The sequence below is a fragment of the Pedobacter sp. Leaf194 genome, from assembly GCF_001423945.1.
Classification (GTDB): Bacteria; Bacteroidota; Bacteroidia; order Sphingobacteriales; family Sphingobacteriaceae; genus Pedobacter.
This window is the reverse complement of record NZ_LMPU01000001.1, coordinates 1-16,544: the sequence shown is the minus strand read 5'-3', so window position 1 is coordinate 16,544 and position 16,544 is coordinate 1. Positions and strand designations below refer to the sequence as shown.

13 protein-coding genes, 1 pseudogene and 1 riboswitch are annotated in these 16,544 nt (G+C 39.1%); of the genes and pseudogenes, 7 read left to right on the top strand and 7 right to left on the bottom strand.

Annotation, left to right across the window (positions count from 1 at the left end):
- Window positions 1–14: 14 nt before the first annotated feature.
- On the bottom strand, window positions 15–332 hold the full coding sequence (locus tag ASG14_RS00075) for a rhodanese-like domain-containing protein (protein WP_056093557.1): 318 nt from the start codon (window positions 330–332) through the stop codon (window positions 15–17).
- 266 nt (window positions 333–598) lie between these two features.
- On the opposite strand from ASG14_RS00075, the gene ASG14_RS00070 reads away from it, so the two are divergent.
- The 3 genes from ASG14_RS00070 to ASG14_RS00060 all read left to right on the top strand — a co-directional run bounded on the left by ASG14_RS00070 (window position 599) and on the right by ASG14_RS00060 (window position 5,021).
- A complete protein-coding gene (locus ASG14_RS00070; RefSeq protein WP_056869043.1) occupies window positions 599–1,723 on the top strand; it encodes a DUF4407 domain-containing protein in 1,125 nt (374 codons plus the stop codon).
- A gap of 113 nt (window positions 1,724–1,836) precedes the next feature.
- Window positions 1,837–3,672, top strand: a complete 1,836-nt coding sequence (locus ASG14_RS00065) for a M61 family metallopeptidase (protein ID WP_056869042.1) — start codon at window positions 1,837–1,839, stop codon at window positions 3,670–3,672.
- A gap of 47 nt (window positions 3,673–3,719) precedes the next feature.
- Window positions 3,720–5,021, top strand: a complete 1,302-nt coding sequence (locus ASG14_RS00060; protein WP_056869041.1) for a M20/M25/M40 family metallo-hydrolase — start codon at window positions 3,720–3,722, stop codon at window positions 5,019–5,021.
- A 165-nt stretch (window positions 5,022–5,186) separates the two neighbouring features.
- On the opposite strand, the gene ASG14_RS00055 is transcribed toward ASG14_RS00060, so the two are convergent.
- The 6 genes from ASG14_RS00055 to pnuC form a co-directional block, all read right to left on the bottom strand.
- The gene (locus ASG14_RS00055; protein ID WP_056869040.1) at window positions 5,187–5,681 is read right to left on the bottom strand and encodes a GNAT family N-acetyltransferase; all 495 of its coding nucleotides are present in this window, start codon (window positions 5,679–5,681) and stop codon (window positions 5,187–5,189) included.
- Entirely contained in the window at window positions 5,678–6,238 is a 561-nt protein-coding gene (locus ASG14_RS00050; RefSeq protein WP_056869039.1) for a hypothetical protein, read from the bottom strand. Before ASG14_RS00050 ends, ASG14_RS00055 begins: the two co-directional genes overlap by 4 nt.
- A gap of 116 nt (window positions 6,239–6,354) precedes the next feature.
- Entirely contained in the window at window positions 6,355–6,987 is a 633-nt protein-coding gene (locus ASG14_RS00045; RefSeq protein WP_056869038.1) for a thiamine phosphate synthase, read from the bottom strand.
- A gap of 184 nt (window positions 6,988–7,171) precedes the next feature.
- On the bottom strand, window positions 7,172–9,613 hold the full coding sequence (locus tag ASG14_RS00040; RefSeq protein ID WP_369817205.1) for a TonB-dependent receptor: 2,442 nt from the start codon (window positions 9,611–9,613) through the stop codon (window positions 7,172–7,174).
- Between the two features lie 56 nt (window positions 9,614–9,669).
- A riboswitch (TPP riboswitch) is annotated at window positions 9,670–9,862 on the bottom strand.
- 290 nt (window positions 9,863–10,152) lie between these two features.
- Window positions 10,153–10,683, bottom strand: coding sequence for an AAA family ATPase (locus tag ASG14_RS00030; RefSeq protein ID WP_056869035.1), 531 nt, complete (start codon window positions 10,681–10,683; stop codon window positions 10,153–10,155).
- Window positions 10,667–11,284, bottom strand: a complete 618-nt coding sequence (pnuC, locus tag ASG14_RS00025) for a nicotinamide riboside transporter PnuC (protein ID WP_056869034.1) — start codon at window positions 11,282–11,284, stop codon at window positions 10,667–10,669. The genes ASG14_RS00030 and pnuC overlap by 17 nt, the downstream gene beginning before the upstream one ends.
- 451 nt (window positions 11,285–11,735) lie before the next feature.
- On the opposite strand from pnuC, the gene ASG14_RS00020 reads away from it, so the two are divergent.
- The 4 genes and pseudogenes from ASG14_RS00020 to ASG14_RS00005 form a co-directional block, all read left to right on the top strand.
- Entirely contained in the window at window positions 11,736–12,053 is a 318-nt protein-coding gene (locus ASG14_RS00020) for a hypothetical protein (protein WP_056869033.1), read from the top strand.
- 211 nt (window positions 12,054–12,264) lie between these two features.
- A complete protein-coding gene (gene carB / locus ASG14_RS00015; RefSeq protein WP_056870172.1) occupies window positions 12,265–15,102 on the top strand; it encodes a carbamoyl-phosphate synthase large subunit in 2,838 nt (945 codons plus the stop codon).
- A gap of 63 nt (window positions 15,103–15,165) precedes the next feature.
- The gene (locus ASG14_RS00010) at window positions 15,166–15,672 is read left to right on the top strand and encodes a helix-turn-helix domain-containing protein (RefSeq protein ID WP_056869032.1); all 507 of its coding nucleotides are present in this window, start codon (window positions 15,166–15,168) and stop codon (window positions 15,670–15,672) included.
- A pseudogene (locus tag ASG14_RS00005) lies at window positions 15,666–16,511 on the top strand (IS3 family transposase); the annotation flags it as partial. The gene ASG14_RS00010 and the pseudogene ASG14_RS00005, both read left to right, overlap by 7 nt.
- Window positions 16,512–16,544 lie beyond the last annotated feature (33 nt).

The window sequence follows — 16,544 nt, the reverse complement described above, 5'->3', positions numbered from 1 at the left end:
TTCAATTATTATTTCTAGTAAACGGGCATGTTGGGGTCAAAAGCTTCCTGCCACGCCAAAATGCCGCCTTTTAAGTTGTACAAGTTATCAAAACCGTACTGTGCCTCAAGCTGCATAACCGCTGCCGCACTTCTTTTGCCACTTCGGCACTGCATAATTACTGGCTTGTCTTTAGCAACTTTATCAGCTTCTATCAAAATTCCGCCTAGTGGAATGTTTTCTCCATCAAGATTAGAAACTTCGTATTCGAATGTTTCCCGAACATCAATCAACTGAAAATCTTCTTTATTGTCGATTTTCTCTTTTAGCTCTTGTACTGATATCTCTTTCATGTAAATATATTTTTTCAAATATACGAAAAACAGTTAACCAGTTAGCAAGGCATTGTTGCGCATCGAATTTAAAATCATTAGCAATTTAAAACTTTTTAACACCGGGCTCCCAGCATTTTATTTCATTGAAAATTGCCTTCGTTATATTTGTAAGTTGCTGTAAAATTGCTTTTTAAGATTAATTTTAGATGGAAAAGCACTGAAAATAGTTTCAAAGAAACTGTAACAACTTGCCTTGTCAGGCGTTTAATTATAAATATTAACACATGAATAAACTAAACCGATTTTTTTGGTTTTGCTCTGGCGCCCACATCCCGACACTGGAAAAGTATTCTTCAGAACAAAATAAATATACAGGCATTGGTGCCACAATTTTTTTTACAGGTTTATTTGCTGCCCTATCTGGGGGTTATGCAATGTACTTTGTTTTTAAAGGCGATGATTTAGCGATTATTTTCGCAATCATTTTTGGCCTTTTATGGGGTGCGGCAATTTTTAATATGGACAGATACATCGTTTCCAGCATTAATAAAAGTGCATCAACTAACAAACAGATTTTACAGGCTACGCCACGTATTTTGCTGGCCATTATGATTGGTATCGTTATCTCCCGCCCCATCGAATTAAAAATTTTTGATAAAGAAATTAAAGAGCGGCTTAAGGTAAGTTACCTCAACGGGCAACGCTCTAAAATTGATACGCTCAATAAAGCCTTTGAAAATAAATATCAGGTCGAATTCGGAAGGTTAAATCAGCAAAAAGCGACGAGAGATTCGCTGGAAAAAGGCATAAAGGCCGACAGGCAAAAACTGAATTTTGAAATTTTTGGAAATAAAACAGCTGAAACCTCAGGCGTGTTGGGTTATGGCCCTTTTGCCAAGCGCAAGGAAGCAGAGTTGCAGCAGCGCACATCAGAATTAGATACGCTAAAAGCGAGTATTAATAAGGCAGAATCTTTTATCGATAAACGGAAGCAATTTGACGGCCTTTTCACAGCCAAAATTTTTACGGATAAACAGTTGGATAGTTTGGCCAACATAGCCGGTTTTGCAGATAGAAACTGGGCATTGGGACAGCTGAAGTTTAACGCCGATGGAACAAGTGATAACAACACCGCTTTAGCGGTAACTTTTATTGGGTTGCTGTTTATCTTTTTCGAATGTTTGCCGGTTTTTGTAAAGCTTATGAGCGCCCGTGGTCCTTATGATTATGTTATTGCTGATGGCGATGAAATTGCAATTTACGAATCGAAAAAGGATAAAGATTTTAGGTTTGAGGTAGCGGATAATATACATGAAACTAAGGTTGATTCAGAATCATCAAAAAGGAAAGAAATTATAAAAGGAAAAGCCTACCGTGATTTGGAAAAATACGATTGGGACAAAGATTAACAGGCCTTACGGCGTGGCCGGTTTAACTGAAATTGATTTTCGTGATAGACCAAACACCTTTTATATATTTCCTTAGCCTTTTTTCTGTAATTTAAGCCCATCAAATCCTTTTTATGAAGAAAATTCTTGGAGCCACAGCGGCAATGTTTTTGTCGTTGGGCGTTTTTGCTCAAAACGAAATAAATTATACCGTTTCATTTCCCAATGCTGTTCATCATGAAGCTGAGGTGAGCATGTTAATTCCTAACGTGCCGGCCGGGAAACTAACGGTTAGAATGAGCCGCTCATCGCCAGGAAGATATGCAACACATGAGTTTGGTAAAAATGTTTATGGCCTTAAAGCTTTCGATGATTCAGGAAAAGAACTGCTCTTAAATCAATCGGCCGGCGATGTTTATGAAATTCCAAATCACGGCAAGAGCGTAAAAATTACCTACACAATTTTTGGTAATTGGATTGATGGCACCTATGCCGGTTTTGATGAAACTCATGCACACATGAACATTCCCGCAACTTTTGCTTTTCCTGTCGGGATGGACAGCCGGGCCCGTTTGGTTAAATTTAACTACAGCGGTAAACAAAACTGGAAAGTAGCTACGCAGTTGAAACCGATGGGCAATGATACCTATTATGCATCGAACCTGCAGTATTTTATGGATAGTCCTACAGAAATTGCAAACTATAAAACGGCTAGCTGGCAGGTTAAAAATACGGATGGTAAAATGCAAACCATTCATTTGATTTCGCACTCAAACGATAATCAGCAAACGGTAGACAATTATGCTGTGATGCTTAAAAAAATGGTCGATGAACATTTGGCCGTTTGGGGAGAATTCCCTGCCTATGATTATGGCAATTATTATTTCCTTCAGGATGTTTATCCAGACAATGCAGGCGATGGTATGGAGCATAGAAACTCGACATCAATTGTTCAGCGGACACCAAAGATTGAAGGTTATGAATCAAGCTTATTGGGTACGTTTTCACACGAATATTTTCACAGCTGGAATGTGGAAAGGCTTAGGCCAAAAACCCTGGAGCCATTTAATTTCACACACTCAAACATGAGTAACGAACTTTGGCTTGCCGAGGGTTTTACACAATATTATGGTGCTTTGCTGTTAACACGGGCGGGTTTTAAAACAGTAGACAATGCTTCTCAAACCTTTAGCGGATTAGTTAATGCGGTTTTAAGCTCTCCTGGCGCTAAAAACTTTTCTCCAATCCAGGCAAGCCGTTATGCTGTTTTTGCAGATGCAGGTGTTGCGATAGATCAAACTAATAAAGGAAATATTTTCCTTTCTTATTACACTTATGGTGCGGCAACAGCGCTGGCTTTAGACCTTCGCCTTCGGGCTGATTTTAAGTTAACGCTTGATGATTACATGCGGGCGTTATGGAAGGCCTATGGAAAACCAGAAATCGCTTATACTGTTCCAGATTTGGAAAAAACACTGGCGGTGTTAACGAAAAATCCAGCTTTTGCTGCCGATTTTTTTAAACGATACATTTACGGAACGGAAAAGAATGATTATGCAAAGCTTTTACTTAACGCGGGTTTTGTACTTCGTAAAGCAAATCCGGGCAAAGCTTATACGGGTTTAATGCGTTTAACATTTGAAAATGGCAAAGCCGTTTTACCACAAACCACAAGCGGTACGCCTGCATATGCTGCAGGGTTAGATGTTGGCGATGTGCTTTTAACAATGGATGGGGTTGAGGTAAAAGATCAGGCTGCATTAAACAAAATAACCGAAGCGCACAAACCGGGCGATGTTGTGGACGTAACCTACGCTTACCGTGGCGAAGCAAAAACAACAAGATTAACCTTCACGGAAAACCCTGCTTTAGAAATTGTATCTGTTGAAAAGACAGGTGGAAGTTTAACCCGGGAAATGGAAAGTTTTAGAGATAAGTGGTTGAGTACACAGGTTAAAACCAAACAATAATCTAAGTAAAAAAACTAAATTAGCAGAACTAAAAATTACACTAACACATGAAAAAACTTTTCTTTTTAGCGTTGGCCGGCATGGCAACTTTACAATTAAACGCTCAAAAAATTGATAAAATTATCACAAGAGAATATACAGACCACCTCATTAAAACCTTAAGTGCTGATGATATGGAAGGTCGCGGTACGTTTACGCCAGGAATTGATAAAGCGGCTACTTTTATCGAATCTGAGTTTAAAAAAATTGGCCTGCAACCATTAACAGGCGAGCAAGCATTCCGCCAAACTTTTTACAAATATAAGTTAACACCAGAGCCTGCAGTAGTTGTAATTGATGGAAAAACAATCCCCCAGGAAAATATTCTGCTGGTTGGAAGAACGGTATCGGCTAAATTTAACCAAACGGGTACGGAGGTCATTAAGTTAGATACCACGAAAGCATTTTTACAGCAATACCGCATGCTTGGGCGTGGCGCCAAAAAAATCGTTTTGGTTGATAATAAATTTGCCGCAGATTTTAAACGGTACAAATCTTTTGCAGCTCGCCCGGCAATTGTGGATGAGAAAGAATTGCAGAATCCTGCTCAGGATGCTACGGTTTTCGTTTTAGGCGTAAGTGATGCAAAAGAATTTAATGTCGAGGTAAAAAGCAAATCAGAAAAAATGGCGCTTTTTAATGTTGCAGGTATGATTCCAGGCAAATCGAAAGCTAAAGAACTGGTAGTTTTTTCTGGTCACTATGATCACCTTGGGATTACGAAATCTGTAGATGGTGATAGCATTGCAAACGGTGCAGATGATGATGCTTCTGGTACTACAGCGATGATTGCCTTGGCTAAATATTATAAAACGCAAAAAAACAATGAACGTACTTTAATTTTCGTGGCTTTTACTGCGGAAGAAATCGGTGGTTATGGAGCAAGGTATTTTTCAGAGAAATTAAATCCTGATGATGTTGTTGCGATGTTCAACATTGAGATGATTGGAAAAGATTCTAAATTTGGCAAAAACACAGCCTTTATAACTGGTTACGAACGTTCTGATTTTGGCAAAATTCTACAGAAAAATTTAACCGGAACAGAGTTTACTTTCCATCCGGATCCATATCCAGATCAAAATCTTTTTTATAGAAGTGATAATGCCACTTTAGCAGCCTTAGGGGTTCCGGCACACACAATAAGTACTGATAAAATTGACATCGACAAATTGTACCACACCGTGAAAGATGAATATAGCTCGCTGGATGTAGAAAACATATTGGCTACAATTAAGGCGATTGCCAAGAGTGCAACTACAATTGTGAACGGAACAGATACGCCGACCAGAATACCGAAGTTGAAACAATAAGATTGCCAGATAAACATGGCCATGCAGGAGGCAACAATTTAAAGCGAGAAAGAATTGTTGTTGTGCCCATCCGATAGTAGCGGATGACGGATGTTTTAATTAAAAGCCATAGATTAACTGATTGCGTAATTTAATCTGTTAGTCTATGGCTTTCTTGTTGCGTGGTTAAAACTTGTATTCCATTACGAAATCATCCATGAAATAGCCACCACCAATATCTATTTTAACAGGTTCTTTCACCGTAAAGCCTGCCTTCAAATAAAAATTTTTGGCCTTGTTATTTTTGTTTACATTCAATTGTAAGGCAGAAGCACCAGCCTCTTTAACTTGGTTGAAAACTTCATTAATTAAAATTTTGCCAACTCCCTTTCCATGAGCGGTTGGTAAAACATAGAGTTTATGCAATTTGTAAATACGCTCTTCATGGCCAACAATTGAGTAGCCCGCAAAACCGTACTGTTTTTCACCTTCTTCGGCAATCAGAAATGTATGGCCCTCCATAAATTGTTTAATCAACTCACCTCTGTTATACATTTTATCTAACATATAATCGATTTGCTGCTGACCGATGAGCTCCAGATATGTTGAAGGCCAGGTTGCTAAGGCGATATCGCGGATAAGTTCTACATCCTGTTCTTTTGCTTTTCTTAGGGTAATCATAGTGGTTCACTTATATAAACTGGTTGTCCTGAGAAGGTAAATTCCACAAAGCCATCTTTAACTACTATGAAAACTTCTTCTTCATTTTGAGTTAGGTTTGTAACTTCAAGATAACGGTTGCCGTGAATTAAAAATTCGCTTCCGGCAGGTTTCCACACAGAAAAGCCAGATTTTATTGGATAATGTTTCGCCTTTTCGGTGAAAACAACAAGGTTAATTTTGTCTTCAAAACCGGCAAATTTCTCTAAATCAAATTTTTTGGTGATAACGTTTACTGCCGGAAATTTCTCTTCATAAAGATGGTTTACGGCAACCATAAGGGCATCTACCGGGCCCTGGATAATCTTAGTATCTTCCTGCGTATCTGCCTCTTTGCCATTTACCAAAACATCAACTTTAATGCCCAGCGAACGTATTTTATCATAATTTTCCCCGTTAACTAGAAGCGTTGGACTCCACTCTAAAAGCTGCCCAAGCAGTTCTTCATTAAAATTTCCAAGTTCATCAATGTATAACGCCGGCTCTTGTTTCTCTTTTACGATATGGTGTGAAGACATAATGCGAAGGTAAGTTAAATTAAGATTTTAGGATTACGATTTTAAATTTTTTGAATGCTTAAACTGCAAAATTCAAAAATTTACGTCCCGAAGTAATTTAAAACTAAGTGGTAAGATTATCCTTTAACCGCGTCATAAAAGTCCTGATAAGCACCAATAAAATCATCGGCAAAATTGATGGCACCTGAAACAGCAACGCCATAAATTCCGCTTTGCATTAAGGCATTTACATCATAAATTTTTATGCCGCCAACAGCTAAAACAGGCATTTTTATTTCCAGATCACTCAACACTCCGATAATGCTTTTGTACTTTTCTACAGTAATTAAGGGATAGTTATTCGGTTTGGTTTCTGATGAAGCATAAGGACCTAATCCTGCGTAATCTGCGCCTTCCTTCGCAATACGAATCAAATTTTCAGGTGTATTTGCCGAACCGCCAAGCGTAATATCGTTACCAACCAATTTGCGCAGCGCTGTAAAATCCGCATTCATATCCTCAATATGAAAGCCTTGAATATCAGCTTTGCCATTTAAATGAATATGGTTTGTTACAATAAGTGTTGTTCCCCAGTCATCACAGATTTCAGCAATCGAATTAATATCATTTAGAAGTTCATGGTCAACTTTACTTAAACAACGGTATTGAACCCATTTTGCACCGGCTTCGCAAGCGTTTTGTGCCTGCTCAATGTGCGTTAAATGTGGTATATCGTGCGTAATGTAATGCAGTTTTTCAATGTATTTCATGCCATGGTTTTTTAAGAATTAGCACAGTTTTAAACGCTTTCGTTTACAAATTTTAAAGCCCAAAAAAGTAATTGCAAGGTACGAAGCAATTACTTAAAATTAAGCATGCTTTGTACCTTGCAATCTGTGTGATCTTATATCGCCAACCGGATAAAATCGATGTTACGCACCTTTTACCTCGCTGCTAAAATTTAACATTTAAGCTTAGCAAGAAGTTAGTACCCGCCTGCGGATAGAAGAAATTTTCGGTTACCCTGCTCCCACCTAAAAGGTAGCCGTAGGTATAGCCATTACTTTCATATTTTTTATCGAAAATGTTGTTTACCAGGAAGCCCAGGTTTACATTTTTAACACCGGCAAATTTAAAATCGTAACCGAAACGGGCATTGCTTACCCAATAACCGTTAATTGTTCTGTCGTTATTTTGGGTATTATCCATGTATTGCTTGCTTACATATTTGCTCTGTAAAGCCAGGGCAAAACCTGCAACTGGCTTGTAAACCAACTCACCAAAAAGTACGGCTGCCGGCGAATATGAAATATCCGTTAAAGCATAGTTGTTTACAACTTGTCCGCCGTTATCGTAATCGTCATAATACTCTGTAAAGTTTTTTATTTTATTTCTGCTTAAGGCCGCGTTTGCATTTAAAACAAACGATCTGTTAATAATGTATGAACCATCCAACTCAATTCCCAAACGGTAACTTCTGTCAACATTCTGACGGTAATTGCCACCAACATCGTTTATTTTTCCGGTTACAACCAGCTGGTTTTTGTAAAACATGCCGTAAGCGTTTGCGCCTAAATTAAACTGTTTGTTTTTAAAACGATAACCTAACTCAACATCATTTAGCCGCTCTGGTTTCGGGTAAACACCAACGGCCGCGTCGGTGTAATCATCGCGGTTTGGCTCTTTATTGGCTACACTGAATGAAGCATATACGTTGCTTTCCGGATTGATAAAATAGGTTGCGCCAAACTTCGGGTTAAAGAAATTCAGGGTTTCATTAATCGCCAGGGTGTTCAGTTTATTTTCTGTTCCGGCAATATCGTAGTAAACACGGCGGTACTGCAAATCTGCAAATAAGCTTAGGGCTTCAACCGGACTGTAATTTACTTTTCCGTAAGTATTAAAATCTGTTTTAAATCCTTCATTATCGTAATAATGTCTGTCGATATCTCCGTTTGATGCATATTGAGCCCAAATAATTTGGCCAAAGTGAGCGCCCTTATATTCGTTATAAGCACCGCCCAGCGTAAAATTTAAATTCTTTTGAGGCACATAATTAAACGCATAAGTAACCCCATAAAAATCGTTATCCAACCAGCGGCGGCGAATTAAATCGGTTTCGCTAATTGTTGTGGTACCAATAACTACCGGTTTCAAACCGTAATCTGCCAAATCATTCTGAACCCTGTATTCTTCGTAATAGCCTTCGCCCTGTGTATAATGCAAAGCACCGTTAAAGCTAAACTTATCAGAAAATTGTCTTGCGTAAAGCAACTGATAATGATTTTGCCAGTAATTGTCTGTTTGGTTGTTGTAAAGGAAACTGTTGTAAGTTCTGCCAGCGTTTAAAAGGTTATCGGCATCTGTCTGGCTTAAGCCATTTCTGTCAATGTAAGCCTGCATTCCTGCAACATCGTTATTCAGTCGGGATTCAGGAATACCATTCCACGACTGATAGGTTTTTTCAGCACCTGCGAAAACGTTTATCCTCAATAAATCTTTATTTCCGTGGTAAGCGCCAGACATAAAATAAGATTTTAACAGAGATGATCCTCTGTCTACATAGCCATCAGAACTGATTCTCGATAAACGGCCATCGAAACTAAACCGGTTATTAATTAAGCCCGTGCCAACTTTTACGGTATTTTTCCAGGTATCGAAACTTCCGAAAGTGCTGTTTACTTCTGCATAAGGCTCCATTTCACTGGCCGTAGTTTGAATGTTTAAACTGGCGCCAAAAGCACCCGCACCGTTTGTTGATGTACCAACACCTCTTTGAATCTGAATGTTATCCACTGATGAAGCAAAATCAGGCATGTTAACATAAAAAGTTCCCTGACTTTCGCTATCGTTAATCGGAATACCATTTACGGTAACATTTATCCGGCTATTATCGCTTCCGCGGATGCGAATACCGGTGTAACCCACGCCCGCACCTGCATCTGAATTAACAACCACACCAGGCGTATTCTGCAAGATAAAAGGTAAATCCTGCCCGAAATTATTTTCCTGAATTTCTGCTTTAGTTACATTCTTGTAGGTAGTTGCCGATTTTTCATTTGCCCTTGTGGCCCGAACAATCACCTCATCGGCCAAAAAGGCCTGTGCAATCAGAGAAAAGTTAACCGTTTGATTTTGATTAAGTTGAGCTGATTTTTCGGCAGACTGGTAACCCAGATAGCTTACACTGATATTGTAATTACCGCCAGCTAAATTTGCCAGCGTAAAATTTCCTTCAGCATCAGTAAGAACGGCAGTTTTTTGATTTTTTACCCTAACGGTGGCGCCTGCCAAAGGTTTTTGATTGTTGTCTGTAACTTTACCCGTTACAGAAATTTGTGCCAAAACGAAGAATGGCATCATTGCAGTCAGAACCGCAAAAAGTAATTTTTTCAATGTTAATTGTTTTTAGTTAAACCCATCGGAAATAGGGGTATTCCCGATTTCAGTTAAACTTCCATAACTCCAATCCCTACGCCGGCATTACCCGGATCAGGTGCATTTAGGGTTCGGGTTTTAAAGCCTGGCGTTTAGGTTCGCTTATGCAAAACCTATTACCTTTCACTTTTTACCGTTCACCGTAAAATGGGTATGATCTCAGCCCGTTTTTGTGTTATTTAAAACAAGGCACCCCTAATGATGTGGCAAATGTAGAAAATAATTTAACAATAAGGCAGAAAAAATATTGCGCGGCTTTTAAATTTAGAAAAGCAGGTTTCTGTAACCATCGGTTGGGTTTTGTCCCGCTTTTCACTCCAAAAAAAGCAGAAAAAGCTTTTGTTTTCCGTTGCAATCGGGTTTATTTTACCCTGAATTTTACCGATGTCTTGGCCATTTAAACCCGACCTCAGCGAGATGCCCCCAATTTTTCATTGGGGCAGAAGCGTGGGCGGGAACAAAGGCAGCCATGATTTGCTGCAATTGCTTTCAAAAAATTATGAAGCCAAAAACTCGTCAATTGTCGCTATCGCATGTTGCACACGAGCCTCGCCCAAGCCACTAACAACCTTATAATTTGCCTTAAGTGCTTTCAATTCCTTGTGCCAAACATCCATAAAATATTGCCTCTGGTTAGGGAAATCGCGTAAGGGATCATCCTGCCATGGCAAATCAATGTCCATTAACAGATACAAATCGTAAGGTCTCTTTGGTAGCGCATCTAAAACCACCTGCGGTGTTTCGCCGAGCATTTCATCGCTCCATATTTTCACGGTTACAAAGGTTGTATCGCAAATTATAAATTCGCTTTCTGTGGTTACCAGTATGGCATCTTCCAAAGCAATTTGCCCATAATACATATTTACTTCATCTTGTAAAGTGTATGGAGCAGTCAGGTTTTCGCAGTAATAACGGGCATATTCGGGTACCCAGGAAGCCTTATAATATTTCGCTAAAAGTTGCGACATGGTTGATTTGCCGGTGCTTTCCGGACCAACAATGGCAATTTTTTTAATTGAGTTGCTCACGATATGTTTTTCTCCAATCTAAATATCCCTTATACGCAATGGCGATAAGGACGAAATACAGAACAGCACTTAAATTTAAATGCTTGTAAATAAATAATGGGATGTAGCAGATATCAACAAAGACCCACAACAACCAGTTCTGCAGAACTTTTCGGGTAAGTAAAATCTGCGCAACAAAGCTAACTGACGTGCAAAAGCCATCTGCATAAGGCACTGTGCTGTTTGTGTAGCTTGCCATAAACCAACCCAGCAATAAGCTTAGGATAATTATTGATGCAATTGAAACAAGCCAGCCTTTTCGCGTTAGCAAGGTAATGGGTTTTTGCCTTTCGGTTTTTTTCCTGAACCAGAAATACCAACCATAAATACCGGTGAAGAGAAAATAAATTTGCAGGGTCATGTCGCCATACATGGCTTCTTTAAAAAAAAGGAAGCCGTATGCCGTGACACTAATTAACGATATGGGCCAGTTCCAGATGCTCTCCTTTGCGGCAAGATAAATGCAGACAAATCCGGCGATTACAGCAAGCCATTCAAGCGAGCTTGTATGCACAAACTGATCTGCTAAAAATTCAATAAATGTGCTCGCGGCAATTGTCATTAAACCAAAAATATAAACAAAAAGCAGATTAAAGAAAAAATCCGGTCGAGGAGGGCTCCTCTGACCGGATAATAAACCAAACAAACTATTTATGAAGAAATCCTCGTTGCGGTTAACTACTCCGCGAGGAAGCTTTAGATTGAACTAAAGTATTTACAAAACGCAAATACGTTGAGCTTATTACAAGATTATTGCCAATTCTGCGAACATCAGTATTTCGTGACGTAAACATGACTTCGATCGGGTGGACCTTGGTATTTTAAGTAAATTGTGCTCTCCTTATCGGTTTAAAAGCGTATTACCCTTATGTTTTTTTGTACAAATGGGTGTACACTACCTTAAATTGTGTTCAATTTGTGAAACATTACAGGCGATGAATCGTTTATATTTAACGCTATTTAACGTTGCATTAATTTCTGTAGATAAAAAATTAGTCAAAATAGATTGAGTTATGAAAAAGTTGAATATTATTTTAGTCACAATGGTTATGATTTCACTTGTAGTGTTTTCATTTACCAACATAAGGCTCAGTGGAATTACTGGTAAAGTAACGCCTGCCACAGGTGTTTCTGCTGTAGCTTTGGTTGCAGGTACAGATACTTTAAGGGCAGAACTTAACCAGGGCAGTTTCGCCTTTACCAACCTTAAAGAAGGGGTTTACAAGGTATGGATAAAAGGTAACGCAGCATATAAAGATGCAACGATAGAAAACGTTGCAGTGAAAGATAGCGCAACCACTGATTTAGGCGAAATAAAATTGCAGCAATAACTAAATCAGCGAAAGAAAAGTTTATAAAGAGGGTTATAGCAACCCTCTTTTTTATTTTGAAAAAAAACGGCTCAAAATACTTCTAAAGGTGTATCTTTGCATCCCGACAGAACAGTTGGGATTTTCTTCTTTAAAGCAAAAAACCTCCTTGCTTCTAGCCTTTAAAACAGGCCAACACTTTAGAAATTTAAATATTGTATTAAGCTTTATCATGCCTAAAGACACCTCCATACGCTCAGTATTGATTATCGGTTCAGGTCCAATTATTATTGGCCAGGCTTGCGAATTTGACTACTCGGGTTCACAAGCGGCGTTATCCTTAAAAGAAGAAGGAATAACTGTTTCAATTATCAACTCAAATCCGGCTACGATTATGACGGATAAAGTAATCGGCGACCATGTTTACCTTCGCCCTTTATCTGTTGATTCAATTGAGGTAATTTTGCAAGAGCATATCGACTCGGCAGATTTGCCTAAAATTGACGCTGTTTTGCCAACAATGGGCGGCCAAACTGCGCTTAACTTATGTAAAGAAGCAGAAGAGCGTGGCGTTTGGGAAAAATATGGTGTTAAAGTAATCGGTGTTGATGTTGATGCAATTGAGAAAACCGAGAACCGCGAATCTTTCCGCCAGTTAATGGTTGATATTGGCGTTGGTGTTGCGGAATCGAAAATTGCCAACTCTTTTCTGGAAGGTAAAGAAGCTGCACAAGAAATTGGTTATCCGTTAGTAATTCGTCCATCATACACTTTGGGTGGTTCTGGCGGTGGTTTTGTACACAAGAAAGAAGAGTTCGACGCCGCATTGAAACGTGGTTTAGAAGCGTCGCCTACGCACGAGGTTTTAGTAGAGAAAGCAGTTTTAGGCTGGAAAGAATATGAGCTCGAGTTGTTGAGAGATAGCAATGATAACGTGATTATCATTTGCTCAATCGAAAACTTCGACCCAATGGGTATCCACACCGGTGATTCAATCACGGTTGCCCCAGCAATGACCTTATCCGACCGTTGTTACCAGGATATGCGTAACCAGGCGATTAAAATGATGCGTGCTATCGGTAATTTCGCCGGAGGTTGTAATGTTCAGTTCTCGGTAAATCCGGCAAATGATGAAATTATCGCCATCGAAATCAACCCACGTGTTTCGCGTTCGTCAGCCCTGGCAAGTAAGGCAACTGGTTATCCAATTGCTAAAATTGCAGCGAAACTTGCCATAGGTTACAACCTTGACGAAATCGAAAATCAAATTACTAAAACTACATCAGCATATTTCGAGCCTACTTTAGATTACGTTATCGTAAAAATTCCACGCTGGAATTTTGATAAATTTAAAGGCGCCAATAAAGAATTGGGTTTGCAAATGAAATCGGTTGGCGAGGTAATGGCCATTGGCCGTACTTTCATCGAAGCGCTTCAAAAAGCTTGTCAGAGTTTAGAAATTGGCAGAGCGGGTTTAGGTGCCGATGGCAGACAAAACCGCAACATTAATGAGATAATGGATGGCCTGGAGCATGCTTCATGGAACCGTCTGTTTTTAATAAAAGATGCGATGACGATGGGCGTGCCTTTGGAATCCATCCGCAAGGTTACAAAAATTGACAAGTGGTTTTTAAATCAAATTCAGGAACTTGTTGCCTTAGAAGTTGAGTTAAAGCGATATTCTTTAAATAACATTCCCCAGGATTTCTTTTTCACCCTGAAAACTAAAGGATTTTCAGACATTCAGATTGCGTGGCTGTTAGGCAACGTCACCGAAGATGAAGTTTATGATCGCCGTAAGGCTTTAGGCATAAACAGAGTTTACAAAATGGTAGATACCTGTGCTGCTGAATTTCCGGCGCAAACACCTTATTATTATTCTTCTTTTGATGAAGAAAATGAATCGGTAGCATCAGACCGTAAAAAAGTTATTGTTTTAGGCTCTGGACCAAACCGTATCGGCCAGGGTATCGAATTCGATTACTCTTGTGTGCACGGATTGCTTGCCGCCAAAGAATCAGGTTTCGAAGCCATTATGGTGAATTGTAATCCTGAGACGGTTTCTACAGATTTTAACATGGCCGATAAATTATACTTCGAGCCGGTTTTCTGGGAACATGTTCGTGAAATTATTGAGCTTGAAAAACCGATTGGCGTAATTGTTCAGTTGGGTGGACAAACAGCTTTGAAAATGGCTGAAAAACTAACCGAGAAAGGCATCAAAATCATCGGAACATCTTTCGAGAATATGGATATTGCCGAAGACCGTGGCCGTTTTTCAGATTTATTAAAAGAGCTGAATATTCCTTATCCTAAATATGGTGTGGCTGAAAATGCTGAAGAAGCCATTGTAGTAGCAAACGAAGTTGGTTACCCGGTGTTGGTTCGTCCGAGTTATGTTCTCGGCGGACAAGGCATGAGCATTGTAATTAATGATGAAGACCTCGAGAAAGCTGTAGTGAAATTATTGGGTGATTTGCCGGGCAACCGTGTCTTAATCGACCACTTTTTAGATAGGGCAGAAGAAGCAGAATCTGATTCGATTTCTGATGGCGATGATGTACATATTGTAGGTATGATGGAGCACATTGAACCTGCAGGTATTCACTCAGGCGATTCGTTCGCGGTTCTGCCAACTTTTAGTTTATCTGAAAAGGTAACAAAAGCTATGGAAGAATATTCCATTAAAATTGCAAAAGCACTTGATGTTCGCGGCTTGTTGAACATTCAGTTCGCAATTAAAGATGAAAAGGTTTATGTAATCGAGGCAAATCCAAGAGCTTCACGTACGGTTCCATTTATAGCGAAAGCTTATGATGTTCCTTACATTAATATTGCGGCCAAAATTATGTTAGGTGTAGCGAAACTGAAAGATTTCACAATCGAACGTAAACTAAAAGGCTATGCGATTAAAGAGCCGGTTTTCTCTTATGAGAAATTCCCTGAAGTTGCAAAGGAGTTAGGTCCGGAAATGAAATCTACAGGTGAAGCCATTCGTTTCATTAAGGATTTAGAAGACCCATACTTCCGCAAGCTTTACAAGGATAAATCAATGTATTTAAGTAAATAATTAAAAAAAGGCCGGTGTTTTACACTGCCCCCAAAAAGTTAGACACTTATTGGGGGCATTTTTATGAACAAGAAGTATGATGCGGCTTTTAAAGTCGAAGTTGTTAAAGAACATTTAGAGGGCGATTCTCTTACAGCAGTAGCATTTAAGTGGGGTTTATCGCGGTCTTTATTGACAAGATGGGTAGATCAATACAATATCTCTGGCAGTGTCGGGCTGCTACCTAAAGCCAAAGTTTATCATTCCAGAGAGTTTAAGTTAAAAGTAGTTGAGCGTTATAATGCTGAAGGGTTATCTTTGAGAGATTGCTGTTCGCATTATGGGATAGCTAATGAAAGCATTGTGCTATCCTGGGTGAGAYGCTATGAGTTATCAGGATTGGATGGCCTGCGAGAACAACGGGGACGACCCAAGCTCATGAAAAAGGATAAACCTCATAAGAAAACACAACCACTTACCAGGCTTGAAGAACTGGAGAAAGAAAACCTGTACCTAAAGGCCGAAAACGAGTTGCTAAAAAAGCTCGAAGCCTTAACTCAAGCAAAAGAAATGCTAAAGAAAAAGCGTTAGCCATTGAAGAGTTAAGGCATAAATATCCATTAGACATATTGTTGGGTATTTTAAAGATGGCCAGAAGCAGTTACTATTATCATCTTAAGACTAAATCGGTATTAAATAAGCATGAGGTTGCTAAAGCACAAATCAAGAATATTTATCAACAGCATAAAGGAAGGTATGGTTACCGTAGAATAACCTTGCAGATGAAGAACGAGGGAATGATTATCAATCATAAAACGGTTTTTAAACTAATGGGCTCACTTGGGATGCGTTCGTTGATTCGCAGAAAGAAATATCGTTCTTACAGAGGGGAAATAGGCGCTATTGCACCTAACCTGCTCCAACGAGACTTCAAATCAAACCAACCTGACCTGAAGTGGGCTACTGACATTACCGAATTTAAAGTTAAAGACAAAAAGCTTTACTTGTCGCCTATTATTGAGCTTTTTAACGGCGAAAYCATTAGTTACAGTATCTCAGAGTCGCCTAACTTCAAACAGGTCTCTGATATGTTAAACTGTGCTTTTAAGAAGACTACAAGAAACACAAAGCTGATACTGCATTCAGATCAGGGATGGCAATATCAGATGAAAAAATACCAAAGTCTGTTAAAAGAAAAAGGAATAACACAAAGCATGTCGAGGAAAGGCAACTGTCTGGACAATGCCGTTATTGAAAACTTCTTCAGTATAATAAAGTCAGAATTATTCTACCTGAATAAATATGACGATATCGAAGAACTTAGAAAAGACATCAAAGAGTATATCAGGTATTATAACAATGACAGAATCAAACTTAATCTAAAAGGAATGAGCCCGGTTAAATACCGAGCTCATCATATTATTAATTAAATTAAATTTGTCTAACTTTTCGGGTGCACTTCA